The sequence below is a fragment of the Bacillus sp. NH11B genome, assembly GCF_001884205.1.
GTDB classification, from domain to species: Bacteria; Bacillota; Bacilli; order Bacillales; family Bacillaceae_G; genus Bacillus_A; species Bacillus_A proteolyticus.
Window position 1 is genome coordinate 21,607 of the sequence record NZ_MAOG01000142.1, and the last position, 16,126, is coordinate 37,732.

15 protein-coding genes and 1 other annotated feature are annotated in these 16,126 nt (G+C 33.3%); of the genes, 4 read left to right on the forward strand and 11 right to left on the reverse strand.

What is annotated here, in order from left to right; genetic code table 11:
- Positions 1-2: 2 nt before the first annotated feature.
- The 5 genes from BAU27_RS27930 to abc-f all read right to left on the reverse strand — a co-directional run bounded on the left by BAU27_RS27930 (position 3) and on the right by abc-f (position 6,204).
- A complete protein-coding gene (locus BAU27_RS27930; protein WP_071772705.1) occupies positions 3-1,934 on the reverse strand; it encodes an ABC transporter permease in 1,932 nt (643 codons plus the stop codon).
- Positions 1,909-2,679 (reverse strand): ABC transporter ATP-binding protein, encoded by a 771-nt coding sequence (locus BAU27_RS27935; protein ID WP_000404262.1) that lies wholly within the window; start codon positions 2,677-2,679, stop codon positions 1,909-1,911. The genes BAU27_RS27930 and BAU27_RS27935 overlap by 26 nt, the downstream gene beginning before the upstream one ends.
- A gap of 316 nt (positions 2,680-2,995) precedes the next feature.
- On the reverse strand, positions 2,996-3,490 hold the full coding sequence (locus BAU27_RS27940; RefSeq protein WP_071772834.1) for a DUF3267 domain-containing protein: 495 nt from the start codon (positions 3,488-3,490) through the stop codon (positions 2,996-2,998).
- Positions 3,491-3,961: 471 nt separating this feature from the next.
- On the reverse strand, positions 3,962-4,555 hold the full coding sequence (locus BAU27_RS27945) for a GNAT family N-acetyltransferase (RefSeq protein ID WP_071772706.1): 594 nt from the start codon (positions 4,553-4,555) through the stop codon (positions 3,962-3,964).
- 20 nt (positions 4,556-4,575) lie between these two features.
- The gene (abc-f, locus tag BAU27_RS27950) at positions 4,576-6,204 is read right to left on the reverse strand and encodes a ribosomal protection-like ABC-F family protein (protein WP_071772835.1); all 1,629 of its coding nucleotides are present in this window, start codon (positions 6,202-6,204) and stop codon (positions 4,576-4,578) included.
- Positions 6,205-6,702: 498 nt separating this feature from the next.
- On the opposite strand from abc-f, the gene BAU27_RS27955 reads away from it, so the two are divergent.
- Positions 6,703-7,692, forward strand: coding sequence for an aldo/keto reductase family protein (locus BAU27_RS27955; protein WP_071772707.1), 990 nt, complete (start codon positions 6,703-6,705; stop codon positions 7,690-7,692).
- Positions 7,693-7,766: 74 nt separating this feature from the next.
- On the opposite strand, the gene BAU27_RS27960 is transcribed toward BAU27_RS27955, so the two are convergent.
- The 4 genes from BAU27_RS27960 to BAU27_RS27975 form a co-directional block, all read right to left on the reverse strand.
- Positions 7,767-8,666 (reverse strand): LysR substrate-binding domain-containing protein, encoded by a 900-nt coding sequence (locus BAU27_RS27960; protein WP_071772708.1) that lies wholly within the window; start codon positions 8,664-8,666, stop codon positions 7,767-7,769.
- Between the two features lie 134 nt (positions 8,667-8,800).
- A complete protein-coding gene (locus tag BAU27_RS27965; protein WP_071746111.1) occupies positions 8,801-9,784 on the reverse strand; it encodes a sensor histidine kinase in 984 nt (327 codons plus the stop codon).
- Positions 9,781-10,488, reverse strand: a complete 708-nt coding sequence (locus BAU27_RS27970) for a response regulator transcription factor (RefSeq protein WP_071746112.1) — start codon at positions 10,486-10,488, stop codon at positions 9,781-9,783. The genes BAU27_RS27965 and BAU27_RS27970 overlap by 4 nt, the downstream gene beginning before the upstream one ends.
- A 123-nt stretch (positions 10,489-10,611) precedes the next feature.
- Entirely contained in the window at positions 10,612-11,526 is a 915-nt protein-coding gene (locus tag BAU27_RS27975; RefSeq protein WP_071772709.1) for an acetamidase/formamidase family protein, read from the reverse strand.
- Positions 11,527-11,685: 159 nt separating this feature from the next.
- Between BAU27_RS27975 and BAU27_RS27980 the strand changes: the two genes are divergently transcribed.
- Positions 11,686-12,114, forward strand: a complete 429-nt coding sequence (locus tag BAU27_RS27980; RefSeq protein WP_071746114.1) for a cell wall hydrolase — start codon at positions 11,686-11,688, stop codon at positions 12,112-12,114.
- 61 nt (positions 12,115-12,175) lie between these two features.
- Here the strand turns inward: BAU27_RS27980 and lysS are convergent, their stop codons facing one another.
- Together lysS and BAU27_RS27990 are read right to left on the reverse strand one after the other, a co-directional pair.
- On the reverse strand, positions 12,176-13,729 hold the full coding sequence (lysS, locus tag BAU27_RS27985) for a lysine--tRNA ligase (protein WP_071772710.1): 1,554 nt from the start codon (positions 13,727-13,729) through the stop codon (positions 12,176-12,178).
- Between the two features lie 80 nt (positions 13,730-13,809).
- Positions 13,810-14,067: a binding site (T-box leader), on the reverse strand.
- Positions 14,068-14,145: 78 nt separating this feature from the next.
- Positions 14,146-14,316, reverse strand: coding sequence for a DUF2197 domain-containing protein (locus tag BAU27_RS27990; protein WP_071746116.1), 171 nt, complete (start codon positions 14,314-14,316; stop codon positions 14,146-14,148).
- Between the two features lie 149 nt (positions 14,317-14,465).
- Here BAU27_RS27990 and BAU27_RS27995 point away from each other — a divergent pair, with 149 nt between their 5' ends.
- Together BAU27_RS27995 and BAU27_RS28000 are read left to right on the forward strand one after the other, a co-directional pair.
- On the forward strand, positions 14,466-15,368 hold the full coding sequence (locus BAU27_RS27995) for an SMP-30/gluconolactonase/LRE family protein (RefSeq protein WP_071746117.1): 903 nt from the start codon (positions 14,466-14,468) through the stop codon (positions 15,366-15,368).
- Positions 15,365-16,069, forward strand: a complete 705-nt coding sequence (locus tag BAU27_RS28000) for a class I SAM-dependent methyltransferase (RefSeq protein ID WP_071772711.1) — start codon at positions 15,365-15,367, stop codon at positions 16,067-16,069. Before BAU27_RS27995 ends, BAU27_RS28000 begins: the two co-directional genes overlap by 4 nt.
- The last annotated feature ends 57 nt before the right edge of the window (positions 16,070-16,126 follow it).

The following is a 16,126-nucleotide window of genomic DNA, read 5'->3' on the forward strand; positions in this document are numbered from 1 at the left end:
CTCTATTGTTCCATAGTTTTATACAGCTTTTGTAGGTACCGCCAACGAGTTATAAAGAAATATAAAACTTGTATACATATAAATGAAATTAAAATAACGATAGAGCTATTTAAAATAGAAAAATCGACTAATTGTTGTAATGCCGTATAAGCGACTACAGTATGAATTACTGCAACGACAATCGGTAAGAAGAACATTAATACTAACTGTCTCGTTACAACTTTTTTTAACTCTCGTTTACTTAATCCCATTTTCGAAATCATTTTATATTGCTGTTGATCGCGATCCAAATCAGTATATAATCGAAAATAGATAAAACTAGCAGCGAATGTGAAGAAGACGATTCCGACTAAAACACTTGCCATAAGTAATAATCCATTCGTTTGCTTTGCACTTAACAAATCTAATGTTAAAGCTTGAAAGTAGAAATTATCTTTGCTAACATCTTTTTCAAATATACTATTTAATTGGTTTGAAATCTCTTTCGTTTTCATCCAATCATCTACAACAAATCCGTAAGTACGATTTTGATCACCTATATCATCTTGGTCAGGAGAAACAGGAATTCCATCATACACATGATCTTGAACAGCAATATAAATACTTCTAGTATCATGCGGTAAAACTAAATTTTCTACAGCTTTTTTCACACGAAATGTCTTTGTCCAATCTCCTTGAATGACTTCAATATTCTTTTTATAGTCACCATTTCTAAATTCTTGTTTTTGGGATACCATTCCAGGGATTAGTAAAATTTCATCTTCTTTTTCAATCGTTTCTTGTTGATACCCGAGTGCTCTCGCAAGTTCGTTATATTCACTTAACTTTATTACATATACGTTACTTTCTGTATATTTATTTGAAGACGAAGCCATTCGATAAGGAATATTAGCATCATCAAGATGTTTTTTTATAGTAGAGAGATTTTTATCTACCTCTTTGTCTGTTTCAAAACTTACATACAGAAATGTATACGGATTTGTCATTCTTACTAAATCCCTATTACCGAGAGCAGCTGTCGTACCAATTGCTGTAAATGCAACTGCTGAAATAATAGATACTATAAAAAACATGGTTGCATTATCTTTCATACGATAAATCAATTCTGAGAATGTTAATATATTCGTTCTCTTTAAAAAGAAAGATTCACTTCTTTTTGCCAGATACAATATATAAACGCTACATTGCGTATATAAAAAGTACGTTCCTATAATTACTAAAAGTACACCCGTTCCGAGCGTAATAAAACTATGATTTGAAATAAAATGAAATACTGATAAATACCCACATCCTATACTAATTAAAGAAAGTAGCGATAATAAAATTGAAGATTTCGGTTCAGGTTTTGGTTTTTCTTCTGCTTGAATGAGTTCTACAAGTTCTGTTACTTTTACCATTTTAAAAGTAATAAGCGAAACAATTAAAAATAAGAAAAGAAACGTGATGACTGTTAATAATACCGCCTGCACTGGTATATAAAAAGGTAGGCCATTGTTAATCATTAATACACTTGCGCTTATCAATAACACTAGCTTAGAGAATACGAGTCCAATGAGAATCCCTATACAAATTGAACCAAATCCAATTAACATATTTTCAATTAATAATAATTTCTTAAGCTGTCGCATTGACATACCTTGCATCATTAATATGCCAAATTCTTTCTTACGCGTTTTTAAAAATGAACTGACTGAATATAGAATGAAGAAAAATGAAAATACAAAAATTAATCCTTGCGAAACGGTAAATCCTAACGTACCAAATGCACTTATTGTTGCACTTGTCGATTTTAACTCCCCTTGTAAATCAGGATGAAATAATAATAGGGCATACGTAAAGAAAATCATAATAGAAAATGCACAACTTAAAAAATGGGCAGCGTATGTACGCTTATTACGAAAAATATTATTAAATGCGAACTGACGAAAAGTCATGCCTTTTTCCTCCTAACAAAGAAAGGACATCCATAATCTTTTGATAAAAGGCTTGCCTACTTTCACCACAATAAATTTCGTTATATAATTGACCATCTTTAATAAATATAACTCTGCTGCAAAAACTCGCTGCATAAGGATCATGTGTAACTAACATCATCGTGGCTTTTTCTTCTTTATTAAGAGTATCTAGCATCTCCATTACATCATTTGAAGATTTAGAGTCTAAATTCCCAGTTGGTTCATCGGCAAGTAATAATTGTGGTTTATGAACGATTGCACGAGCGATTGCAGTTCTTTGAGCTTGCCCCCCTGATATTTCAAACGTTCTTTTACTCAATATATCTGCAATATTTAATTTCTCTGCAATTTCTTCCACTCGTTTGTTCATTTCTTGTACAGATACACCATCTAATGTCATCGGCAATACGATATTTTCCTTTACTGTAAGTGTGCTAAGTAAATTAAATGATTGAAAAACAAATCCTAATTGTTTCCTACGAAATAAAGCTAAACTGTCTGATGATAACTGGAAAGGATTTGTACCATTTATTAATATTTCTCCTGATGATGGAGAATCGATAGTAGATACCATATTTAATAATGTTGTTTTCCCGCTACCTGATGGTCCCATAATTCCTACAAATTCACCTTCTTGAATTGATAAATCAATATCTACCAATGCTTTAAAAGGTATTTTCCCTTTATATACTTTACTAATACTTTTTGCATGTAAAATTTCCATTTATATTCTCCCTTCATTTCCACTGCTCACTATAAAGTGTAAATGAATTGTCTTATAGCACATATTGATTCATCTTTCATTTATCTTACACGCTTGTAAGATTTCTAAAAAAACTGATAACAAACCTATTTTCAATCTATAATTAATGTATATCCATCTTATAATATTTGCATTGTGGTATGAAATACAATGCTGTTTATTTCTAATTTTTATTAATATAAGAAAAAAGACCGATTGCTTTATCGGTCTTTTACTTTCAAGTATCATATTTTAACTAATGCTTTTAGTTAAAATATATTTGAGTAACCTATTAATACTATTTCACTTGATAATACCCCCTGCAAAAAACTGAGTTTTTCGGTTTAATTGCAATAAAAAATGAATTGTAGATATCTGAGGCAGAGATAAATGTGTTTATCCAACATATAAATAACATGATTGATTTCATATTTCCTGATACATAAAACGACATAACAGCAGGAACTATTGATAATACAATAATAGGCAAGCTCATAAAGACCCAAAATCTCGCTTTGGATAGTATTGCATTTGTATTTAGCCAAAAAAATATTCCACTACATGTTAAGCTAATATCACCTTTTTTATTTAAGACCAAAATGTGTAGACATTCGTGAATAATAAAGACAAAAATACCAATTAGGATAAGATAAAATATATTAATATGAGTGAAACCTATTTCAAAGAAATAGGGTATTAGAAAAATGATTATCTGAAGTAGATATACAAACTCCATATAATGTTTTCGATACCAATTATTCTGTATAAAAGGAGTCCATTCTGAAAAATCCATACTTATTTGTGGCAAGTGACGAAACCAAATTATGATATGTGTTCCCCTCCCTTATTTAAACTATTTCATAACTTAAACATTTAATCCACTAGCACTCAACCGTAAGTTTTATATGTACCCCCTCACTAGACTTACCAACACTTTTTGTTGACTAAGACCAAACTCTTATCCCACTTTTCCCGTGCATTCTTCTACTTGAGCTTAAAGTAATTCATTTGTAGGTTGATTTGAGTAAGAAACTTGCGTTTTCATAGATACATACATTCGACAAAATCTTCCAAATCCCTTTTCGTAAATGATTTTTTAAAATGGTTATCACATGTACAGCTTGATGCTCCTGCTTTGGTGAAAAGCAATTCCATCAAGAAGTCATCCGAATTGCACCTTTCACATGTTAACAGATATAAAGTGAATGTAAAAAAACTTAGAGTTTTAGCTCTAAGTTTTTTAACGATTTCGTTTTAATTCCTTTTACAGGGCAATATTTTTTATCCATTCGGATTTACTCAATTGATAATGATTATATAGTTGATTTTCTATCGTCTGTTGTCTCATATAAGTAAACCCGCATTTTTCAATTACTTTATTTGATGGTACGTTGTTAATTAATGCAATTGCGTTAAGGGCATCAACATTTGTATTTTCAAACAAATAGCCGATCAAGCCTTTTGTCGCTTGAGTTGCATAACCTTTATGTTGATACTCACTTGAAATAGCATACATAATTTCTCTATTTGGTGAAGGGAGTTCTTCTTTAATACCCGTACAACACCAACCAATAAACTCATTTGTACTTGTAATAAATACCCCTAACTTTAAAGAATACTCTTCAACGTTTGATGTAAGTTTCACGGCATCAAAAAATGCTTTATTTTCTGGTACCTCATAATTTGTAACCCAATTAACCCTCTGTTCTTTCGTTGATTTCCAGTCCGGTAAAAACTTTTCTATTTCCGGTTGATTTGATATTTTATAAATGCTCTCCGCATCTTTCATAGTAAACTCTTGCAAGTATATATCTCCACAGTCTATTCTAAATAAATTAGTCGAACTCTCTTCTCCCATGTTAATCCCCCTTAATTACATTAAAGCGCCTTAATTTGCTTCGTAAGTTCTATAAATCGTTCATCAAGTTCTTTATATTCTTTATCGTTAGAAGTTAAAAAGCTTAATTTACCTAATACTTCTTGTCTCTCTGTTTCTAACGTTAAACGTAGCTCTTCAATATCATCTCTTGTTTTAGTAGGTTCTTCTAGCTGCTTTTGTATCGTATTATTTGAAAACACAAGTTTCGTATTAGTTGTTTTCTCTATAAAATATCGATCGTGAGAAACGATAACTAGTGTTCTATTATACTCCGCTAATGTATTTTCCAGCTGTTCACGTGAAGGGAGGTCAAGGTGATTCGTCGGTTCATCTAGAATAAGTACATCTTTTTCATCTAAAATATAAGCCATTAACTTACATTTCACTCGTTCTCCCATGCTCATATGTTCAATCGGCTCTTTCCATTGAGAAGCTTGGAATCCTAAATGTTTCATTAAATTTTGGACTTTTCCTCTTTCTTCAAATGTCTCTTTAAAAAATAAATCTTCTGGTGTTTTATCCAGTGGTAAATCAAATACTTCTTGTGTTAAATAACCGATGTTTGCAGATGGTGAAATCCATACTTCTCCTTGTACAGTTTCCGTTCCCATAATCATCTTCAGTAGTGTTGTTTTCCCGCTACCGTTTGGTCCAACAATTGCAACCTTCTCACCGTGCTGAATTGTAAAATTAACGTTTTCAAATAATATTTGTCTATTAAATTCTTTCCTCAATTGTTTCACTTCTAAGAAGCGTTTTCCTACTTTTTTATTCGCTTGAATAGAAAACTCGACTGAATACTCTTCTTTCACACGTTCTACTTTCGTTTTCTCCAGCTCTTTTTCGAGACGTTTTCGTTTTGACTTCACTTGCGCATCCATTCGCTTCGCTTTTACACGATAAAACTCTTTAACTCCTTCTTGTTTTGTAGACTGTGCGTGTGCCTTTTGTGACCATGAACTTAATTCTTTTATATGTGTTTCTACTTGTTCTATCTTTTTTTGCTGCTTTTCATATTCACGTTGCTGCGTCAATCTTCTTTGCTCACGCGCTTTCATATAACTCGTATAATTACCGCTATGCTCAATTAATTTTTTATCCTCAATTGACCATATTTTTGTTGCGACAACATCTAAAAAATATCGATCATGTGATACAACGATAACTGTACCTTTCATATTTTTTATTTGTTTAATGAGAAATTCCGTACTCATCTCATCTAAATGATTTGTCGGTTCGTCTAATATTAAGACATTAGGATTTCCAGCAAATCCTTTCGCTAACCGAACTTTCAGCTTTTCACCACCACTTAAAGTATGAAAATCGTTCGTTGGCACGCCCCATTTTGCAAGAAGCTCTGCTTCTTTTGCAATCACATCATTACTAATAAAAGATTCTATTTCTTGTTCAACATATGCGGTTGTCATATTTATTTGCTGCCATTCAACAGTACCTTTTGATGGTTCAATCTTCCCATTTATTAATTGAAGCAACGTTGATTTACCAGCACCATTTTTACCAATTAATCCGATAACATCTCCTTGTTTTACTACTACATTCATTTTTTCTAACAAAGTATTTTCCTTTATTTCAACATACACATCATTTAATTTTAAAAGCTCTTTCATATTACCGATCCCTTTCATAAAGGGAGAACAAAAAATCCTCCCAAAGTAATTTTGGCAGGATTAGTCATTACATCATTTATACCCAAATAAGCTATTACGCAAATTAAATAGCAATACCGTTGAATGGAATTGGGCAGACTAATCCTATTTTTTATAAATTGAAATTTATTGAATTTCAACGTTTAAAAATAAGATTAGTTAATCATCGTCCACCCATCATTCCTTTCCGTCGTTAGTAACCATATTGTACCATAGTGGTATTGTATGCGTAAATATCATTGTTTGTACGTAAAAAAGTTTATTTTCCCTCTTTGCACTTCATATCAATAAAACACAAACTACATTTTCATGTTCTTCTTACTTTAGATTTCCCTATCTATAAACTTCTATATACTCCTCCTTATATAATTTTTATATAAATTTATGATCAATTATATATTATACATATTAAATTTCAGTTCTTATAATAAAGGTATCATTTTAAAGGGGGACACTATAATGGAATTTAGCAGACTAGGAAACAGTGGATTAACAGTTAGCAAGATTGCATATGGGAACTGGATAAACCATGGTGGAAAAGTAGATGAGGATACTGCAAATGATTGTGTGAAAGCAGCACTAGATGTCGGAATTACAACGTTCGATACTGCTGATGTTTATTCAGACACTATAGCCGAAGAAGTACTTGGCCGATCTTTAAACGGTATACGCCGAGAAAGTATAGAACTCTGTACAAAAGTTTGCCATCCGACTGGCCCCGGAAAAAATGATCGTGGCTTATCACGAAAGCATATTTTAGAAAATTGTAATGCATCTTTACGTCGATTGCAGACAGACTACATCGATGTCTATTATGCACATAGATATGATACAACCACTCCCCTTGAGGAAACGATGTTAGCTTTTGCTAATCTTGTACGACAAGGTAAAGTCCTTTATTTAGGCGTAAGCGAGTGGACATCAGAACAAATCACCCGCGGTGCAGCACTTGCTCGAGAATTGAACATCCCACTTATCGCTAGCCAACCTCAATATTCGATGTTGTGGCGAGTTATTGAAACCGATGTGATACGAACATGTCAACGTGAGGGACTTGGCCAAATCGTATGGTCCCCCCTTGCACAAGGTATTCTCACTGGAAAATATCAACCTGGTAAATCAATACCCACTCAATCACGTGCTAATTCAGATGCTGGTAAACCATTTTTCCAAAAACTCGTGCAACGTTGGATGAGTGATGATGTACTTACTGCAATTCAGAAACTCAATCCCATCGCGCAAGAAACTAGCCTTACCCTACCTCAACTCGCAGTTGCTTGGGTATTACAAAATCCAGCTGTTTCCTCTGCAATTATTGGCGCATCAAATCCGGAGCAAATAAGAGAAAACGTAATTGCCTCTAGTGTTAAATTGCAACCTGAAATTATGGATCAAATTGATGGTGTGCTAAAAGGTTTCATTGAGTACGATCCGAGCAAAACAGGTTAAAACATCAGTGAATTCTCCCTATAAAGAAGCTTTCCTTTCCAAATCCACACTGCCCATCCTATAAAGATGGGTTTTTATCTTTTACATTCACATTGTGAGATCGTATAAACCTCTCTAACAACTGTTAAAAAGTTCTCTAACACAACAGATTTTTCATCTAGTCTCCATCCAGCATATAAATTTATTTTCGGTGTATTTTCTTGAATTTCTTTATATATGACTCCTGATTTTTTATAACTTTCCACTGATGATGGAACGACAGAAATCCCCATTCCTGCTGCAACTAAATTCACAATCGTTTGCATCTGAATTGCTTCTTGAACAATATTTAAACTTACTCCATGTTCCCAAAAGTAACTAATAATTAAATCATAAAAGTTTGTACCAAAATGACGTGGAAATAAAATAAATGGTTCATCTACTAATGATTTGATTGAAATGTTAGGTAACGAAACGAAAGGGTGCTCTTCATACAAAACTAATTTTAAACATTCTTCAGAACAAACTTCGGAAGCTAATATTTCATTATTCTGCTTGGAACGAATAAATCCAATATGAATTTGTTTTTCATATAGCGCTTTTATTTGCTGGTCTGTTGTCATCTCGCGTAATATAAGCTGTATTCTAGGAAAACGTTCTCGAAATTTTTTTAATATCTCTATTACAGTTTCTGTAGAATCGACAAAACCGATTATTAAATGGCCTATCTTCCCTTCATCCGCAAGCTGTGTTTCTTTAATGGTTCTATCTACTTGAAGTAATGTTTGCCGCGCACCTTCTAAAAATATTTTTCCAGCATCCGTAAGTTCAACCATTCTTTTTGTTCGATGAAAAAGTTGAACTCCTAACTCTTCTTCTAATTTACGAATTTCTTGACTTAAAGGAGGTTGTGCCATCATAAGACGCTCTGCTGCACGACTAAAGTTTAATTCTTCTGCCACTGTTATGAAATATCTCATTTTCCGAATATCCATTACAATCCCCCTACCATAAACGAATAATAAACAATTCGCTTTTAATTCTCTTAGGTAAATAATTCTTTATTCCCAAGTGGTACAAAACAAGGCTAAAAAACTTATCTTCAAAGTTCTTTAGCCTTGATCACTTGTTACACATTAAAAAATATTATTCGTACAACGGTACCTTTACCAACCTCTGAATGGATCTCTACATTATGTCCCAATTGTTTCGTAATTTCATATACAAGATATAGCCCCATTCCCGTTGATTCTTTAAAATCTCTACCATTTTCTCCGGTAAAGAAAGGTTTAAATACTCTTGGTAAATCTTGCTTCGGTATCCCTACGCCACTATCGATAATTTCAAGTACAACTGTATTACCTTCCTTATATGCTTTCACTTTAATCTTTTCTCTACTACCTGATGAATATTTAATCGCATTCGATATAACTTGTCCAATTAAAAATTGCAACCATTTCGCATCACTTTCTACCGTAATACCTTTATCAATTTCAAGCTCTGGATATACAAAATTTCGGATAAAGAAGCGTTTATGTTCATGCACAGAATCATTCACTATTTTATGTAGTTGTACTCTTTCTACATAAAAATCTTGTGTGAATGCTTCTAAACGTGCGACATATAATGCCATCTCTAATCCCTTTTTCAATCGATCTGTTTCCTCGTTAATACTTTCAAAACGCGAATCCACTTCATCCTGTGTAATTAATTCTATTACAGAAAGAGGTGTTTTCATTTGATGAATCCACTGATTCATAAAGGTTAAATGATCATTATTTTTTCTCTCTTGTAATTGCAGCTGATTTTGATAATGACGATATTGTGCATCAAGCAAATCTTGGAGAGCGGTAGATAAAACTGCAAAATCAGATTTTTGAACGGATTCATCCAAAGATTGCAATGGATTTGCTAAGCGCTCATAAAAAGAACGATGTGTAAAATAACGAAATACTAAGTAGCTTACCATAAAAAAAGCACCTAAAAACATTGCATATAATGCTGTTGTAATATGATTATGTCCATCAAACCAATAAACTAAGAATATGGCTAGTAGTTGGATCGCAGTAAAACAAATAAGTGGTATATGATCACGTATAAACAACCTTATCATTTTTCCATACCATTATCCCAAGTAATATGTAATCTATACCCAACACTACGAATTGTTTCAATTGCTCCTTCAATTTGTAACGTTTTTAACTTTTTACGCACACGTGTTGTATTTACACTTAATGTATTATCATCAACATAAGATTCACTATCCCATAATTTATTTAATAATACTTCCCTACTCACAACACGCGGATAGTTTTTCATTAACATTTCTAATAAAATGGCTTCATTTCTCGTTATATCAATCTCTTGGTTCCGCAACTTCAAAACAAGTCTTTCAGGATATAAACAAAGACCTTGTTGCTCAACCATTCGTTCTTCTATTTTCGGTGCATAGTCTCCATAAGCACGTCTTAAATGACTACGAATTTTCGCCATTACAACTTCATAATGAAAAGGCTTCGGAATAAAATCATCGCCACCATTTTCTAACGCCATAACTTGATCCATCGTACCTTCACGGGCCGAGATAAATAAAATTGGACATGTGGAAACTCCGCGAATTTGACGACACCAATAGTAACCGTCAAAGCTTGGTAAATTAATATCTAATAAAACTAACTCTGGCTGTTCTTCTAAAAATATGTCTAACACATTTTGAAAATCCGATATAACAATCCCTTGGTAACCGTATTTCGCAACATAAGTTGATAATAGCTCCGCAATTTTCATATCATCTTCAACAATCATAATTTTGACCATTCTTAAACTCCTTTTAATTCACAATCTCAAATATACTTATACAAAATAAATACTACCTCTTTTTATTTAATCCGTAAATTATAAAAGGATACTAAAAAAAACAGCATCCTTCTTCTATTATTCTTATTTAATATTAAATTTACTACAATTAAAACCCAGCTTCTCCACATATTCCATTCCTAGTTCCATCCGCGTCGTTTTTAGTGGATCCACAACTTGACAAATTTTCAAATTACCCGCTGCTGATAATAAAAGAGTTGCATCTGCTTTAGACATTTCTAATTCTTCATGTAAAAATGTCACCATATTACGTACAGCACGATTCGCTGCATCGTCTAACAATTTCTCTGAAGCAATCGTCATTATTTTTTCTTTTTGGATAGCCATTGGTAATGGCCATTTTTTTTCTTTTATAATTTGAACAGTTACAGTTACCTCTCCAGCAACTTCCACCCCACTAACACCAATTTCACCATCACCCATTGCAGCGTGTAAATCTCCTAATGCCAAAAGAGCGCCAGGAACATTTACAGGTAATAATAATGTAGTGCCTTCTTTTATCTCTTTACAATCCATATTTCCGCCGTGGTCATGCGGTGTTCCACAGGAAATACTCTCCTCTTTCGGGGCCGTACCAATTACACCAATCATGGGGTTAATTGCAATATGTATTTCATTGGAAAATATAACATGTTCATTATGTATTGGGACAATTTTCACTGTATTTTCATTTAGCTCATCCCCCATTACACCGAGGTTCGCACCTGTAGTTAAAACACCCTGCTCTGCAATTTTAATCTTTTCAATCGTTACGGCTAATATATCACCAGATTCTGCACCTTTAATATATACAGGTCCAGTCGCTGGATTAATTCGGTTCCAATCTAATTCTTGAAACACAACATCTTCAGAATCAATTTGATTTTCAAAGCAATCATATGTTTCAAATACAAGACGGCTCCCAATTTCCACTTCCATACAGGGCTTATTTTCTGGTGACATTGCGTAAATGATATGTTCTTTATGAATACGATGCATAGTACCTCTCCTTTTTCGTTTTTATCTTCTATATAATAATTAGCTTTTATCTGTATAAGCTCCTTTTTAAAATTAGTAGTTATTTTAAAGAAAAATGCACTTAGCTCATTTTGAAACATACACTCTTTACTATAACAGGTAAAGAAAGGTGGTATTACAATGCCCCTTATTCCATACAACGAAAGCGACGTTGATTTACTCGCTCGATTAATTCGTGCTGAAGCTGAGGGCGAAGGACGACAAGGTGAACAACTTGTTGGATGTGTTGTCGTAAATCGTGTGTTTTGTGATTGTTTAGATTTTAAAGAGCTTCGATCTGTGCGTGATGCAGTATATCAAAGCCCTGGCGGATTCGAAGCGGTTCAATACGGATACTTTTATCAACGTGCCCGTGAATCAGAAAAAGAAATCGCAAGAAAAGTTTTACAAGGTGAATGGCGCTGGCCAGCACGATGGGCTCTTTGGTATTTTCGTCCAGTTGGAGCTTGTCCATCCGAGTGGTATAATCAGCCGTTTGCAGGACAATTTAAAAGTCATTGCTTTTACGAACCAAGTGGTGATGAATGTCCAAAAATGTATTCAAGATAGTAAAAATTAAGCAACGCAAGTACTTATTCTATTGAGTACTTGCGTTGCTTTTAACTATCTTTTAGAAATCTAATAATGTGACGAATTTTCTGGCGCCTACTACATGTATTAATAACGGTATACGTGGACCACTTGATTGATTCATAATGAGCCTATATATAACGGTAAATAATTGTTTTTGATTTTCTTTCATTATTTTTTTATTTTCATGATGACAAATCGTATACAATTGCTCCATTAGTTTAGAATGATCGTTATTATAACGAAGTATTTTACAAACTTCTACTAGCCATTTTTTCTGCCTTTCATCTAATGTGTTATAAAACTCCGTATTTTTCTCTTTATTTACCGCAATTATTTTTTTAGATTGAAAGTTTCTTATCCAATACTCTGCACGATTACTTATCGCTATCATTTCAGGTAATCCATAGCACCTATCTATTTTCTCTAATATATCTTGTAAAATAGACGAATCAAAATTTAATAACGGTAAAGTTCCTGCTACTTGATTAAACTTTGGATACTCTTTAAATCGGCTATCAAGTCTAGAAAGTTTAATTGCATCAAATAAATCTTCATTTTTGATTGTTTTATTTTCATAACTGTCCCTCAATCTCTCATACTCTGTATAATTGCGAATCACATCTTCATCAAGTCCAATATGAAAAGCTGCATCAGGCTTATATTTTGCAAACATAAACAGAATTACTTCTGGTACATACACTTTTAATAAGTCGCTAGGTGTAATACTATTCCCTGAAGAACTGGACATTTTTTCATGATGCCCTTTAATTCCAATGAAATCATAAGCAACGTATTGAGGGGCTTCACAACTGAATATTTTCCTTGCAATTTCTTTTGATACATTATAACTACCTGTTTCCGATGAATGATCTCTCCCACCCGGTTCGAAAATTACATCCTCTATCATCCATCTCATCGGCCAATCGATTTTCCAATTCAGTTTCATTTGATTTGTATTTAATACGGATAATTTATTTTGATTTCCACATTCACAGTCATATCGAACTGTTTTTAGTACTTCATCAAAATGTGTAATAGTTGTTGCATCTTTCCCGCAGCTCTCACAATATAACGTAACGGGATAAAAGTTTTCTCTATCCTCTTCTCGGTGTATTCCTGTTTTAAAACCCATTAAAATATCATATATTTCTTTTCTTTTATACAAAGACTCTATTATGTTTTCGTTATACCTTCCGCTTCTATATTCAGCATGTTGATAAATAAATTCTACTTCAATTCCAAATGCTTGAAGCGATTCCTCAAACTCTTTTTCAAAATGCTCTGCGTACGAATTATGACACCCATACGGATCAGGAATATCACAGTATGGCATACCAATATATTTTGCAAAAGAAGGATCAATATTTTTGGGAACTTTTCTAAACCTGTCATAATCATCCCATGAAAATATAAAACGAGTCTTTTTCCCTAAATCTTGAAGCGACCTTACAACAAAATAAGTCGTTACTATTTCACGAAAGTTACCAATATGAACCGAACCAGATGGACTAATTCCAGATGCGCAAACAAAAGTTTCTTTGTTGGGATGTTTTCTAATTAATTTATGTGCCACTTCATACGCCCAATGCATATACTCACCTCAATTGTATTTTTGTTTTCACATTTTCAGTTTTATACAATAAAAAAACTCCCACCCCCAAGATTATTAATCTTGAGGACGAGAGTTATTAGCTTCGCGGTACCACCTCAGTTTGTTAATACGTCACCATATTAACCTTTTCAGGTACGGCAAAATATGCTTATACCCTATCTCTATAACGGGAGAACCCGTCGCACCATTCCTAAACAAATTAGTTCCTTGCGCAGCTCCAAGTCTTTTTTCGTTAAGATGTTTAACCGCTCTTTCTCAGCTACCAGAGCTCTCTGTATGTATTCATTCTTAACTACTCTTCTCTTCAATGCCATTTTGAATATTAGTTTTTACATATGATAATTTATAACGAATACATTGTCAAATTTTTCTGAACGAAAACAAATAGCATATAACTATCTAAAAAAATGTTTTATCGCTTCCAGTTGAATTTTATGACTACATTCATTACAACAATATTTCCCCTCCGGATTTCTCTTGAATTCCCTATATTTTCCGCTTCCTTCGTATACGCGAAATACATTTTTACATGAAAAACAGACAATTTCATAAAACATCATATGCATTTCCCTCCCCATGGCTATACGCTATTTTCGAATTACGTGATAAGGCCCTCTTTTCTTACACTGGAAATCTTAATTTCATTTCAGTGAAAGGTTTACCTCTCGTCTTATCGAACTTTATATATAGCTTTAATGAATAGAGGTGAAACATATTGCTCAGAAATATAGAATTAGTCGTTGATGCTAAGGCGAATTTAGGGGAAGGTCCTTGCTGGGATGAGAAGAAACAATTATTATACTGGGTTGATATTATCGAGAAAAAATTATGTCTTTATAATCCTGTTAAAAAAACAAACCGAGCAATCACTCTCGACCAACAAATCGGTTGTGTTGTTCCATATACGAACGATGAAGTTTTAGTAGCAATGGAACAAGGCTTTTATTCTCTTAATCTTGACACAAAAATACTTACACATATTTATGACCCTGAACCAGATTTATTAGAAAATCGCTTTAACGATGGAAAATGCGATCCAGCTGGCCGCTTTTGGGCGGGCACTACAGACTTATACGGTATTAATGCTGCTGGTTCCTTGTATTGTTTAAACAATAATTTCAACGTAGATAAAAAAGTTGCACATGTAAATACGTCAAATGGTATAGCTTGGTCCCCTGATCATACATTTCTTTATTTCATTGATACACCTACAAAAAAAGTAGTCCGTTTTCATTATGATATACATACTGGTGTAATTAGCAATCCAACAGATGTTATCATCTTCCCTGAAAATGAAGGTATACCCGATGGCATGACAATTGATGTAGAAGGTTGTTTATGGATTGCACATTGGGGAGGCTCGAAGATTACTAGATGGAATCCCTTTACTGGAAAACAGATTTTAAGTATTCCGATTCCTGCTTTATATGTTACGTCGTGTACTTTTGGAGGACCTAATTTGACCGATTTATATATCACAACAGCCCGAACAAGAATGACGGATGCGGAATTAAAACAGTACCCACATGCTGGTGGTATATTTCGAATTCAAATGAATGTCAAAGGTTGTCCAACCTATTCATTTCGCCATGAAACTATTGGAGCTGAAACACTATGAACAGAATCGATTACATAAGACAAGAAGAGAAAAACTATCACGATCTTTGCTATGATCAATATAAATTATTCGAAGCTGGATCTTGGCTTTATAAACCCGTTAAAACAGTTTTGGACATGCTGAACTATTTTGAAGGACAGAAAGACCTACAAATACTTGACCTTGGCTCTGGTGTCGGTAGAAACAGTATTCCGATTGCACAAAAAATCACGAATAGTGGCGGCACTGTTACTTGTGTTGATCTACTCGATTCGGCTTTAACGAAGTTACAAGTTTATAGCAAAGAATATGGTGTATTTGAATACATAAAAACGAAACAAGCAGCAATTGAAAACTACTATATTGTTCCTAATACTTATGACTACATCGTTGCAGTATCAAGTTTAGAACATGTCAGATCAATAGACGATTTTAAAAAAGTGCTTCACTCTATGAAAAATGGGACAAAGAGTGGTGGTATCAATTGTTTAATAGTTAACTCTAGCATTCAAGAAATTGACTTGGAAACGAATCAAGAATTAGATGCTTTAATTGAAATTAACCTTCCTACGGAAGAAATGATACGTACACTAAAAGGCGCTTATACCGAATGGCAAAAAGTAAAAGTTGAAATAAAAAGTTTAGCGTATGATATTCTACGAAACGGTACACACATTCAATTAAATACGAATGCGATTACTTTTGTCATGCAAAAATTGTAGTTTATATGAGTGGTGACAATTTTCTTTTTAAGTCACCACTCGTATATTTATGTAAAC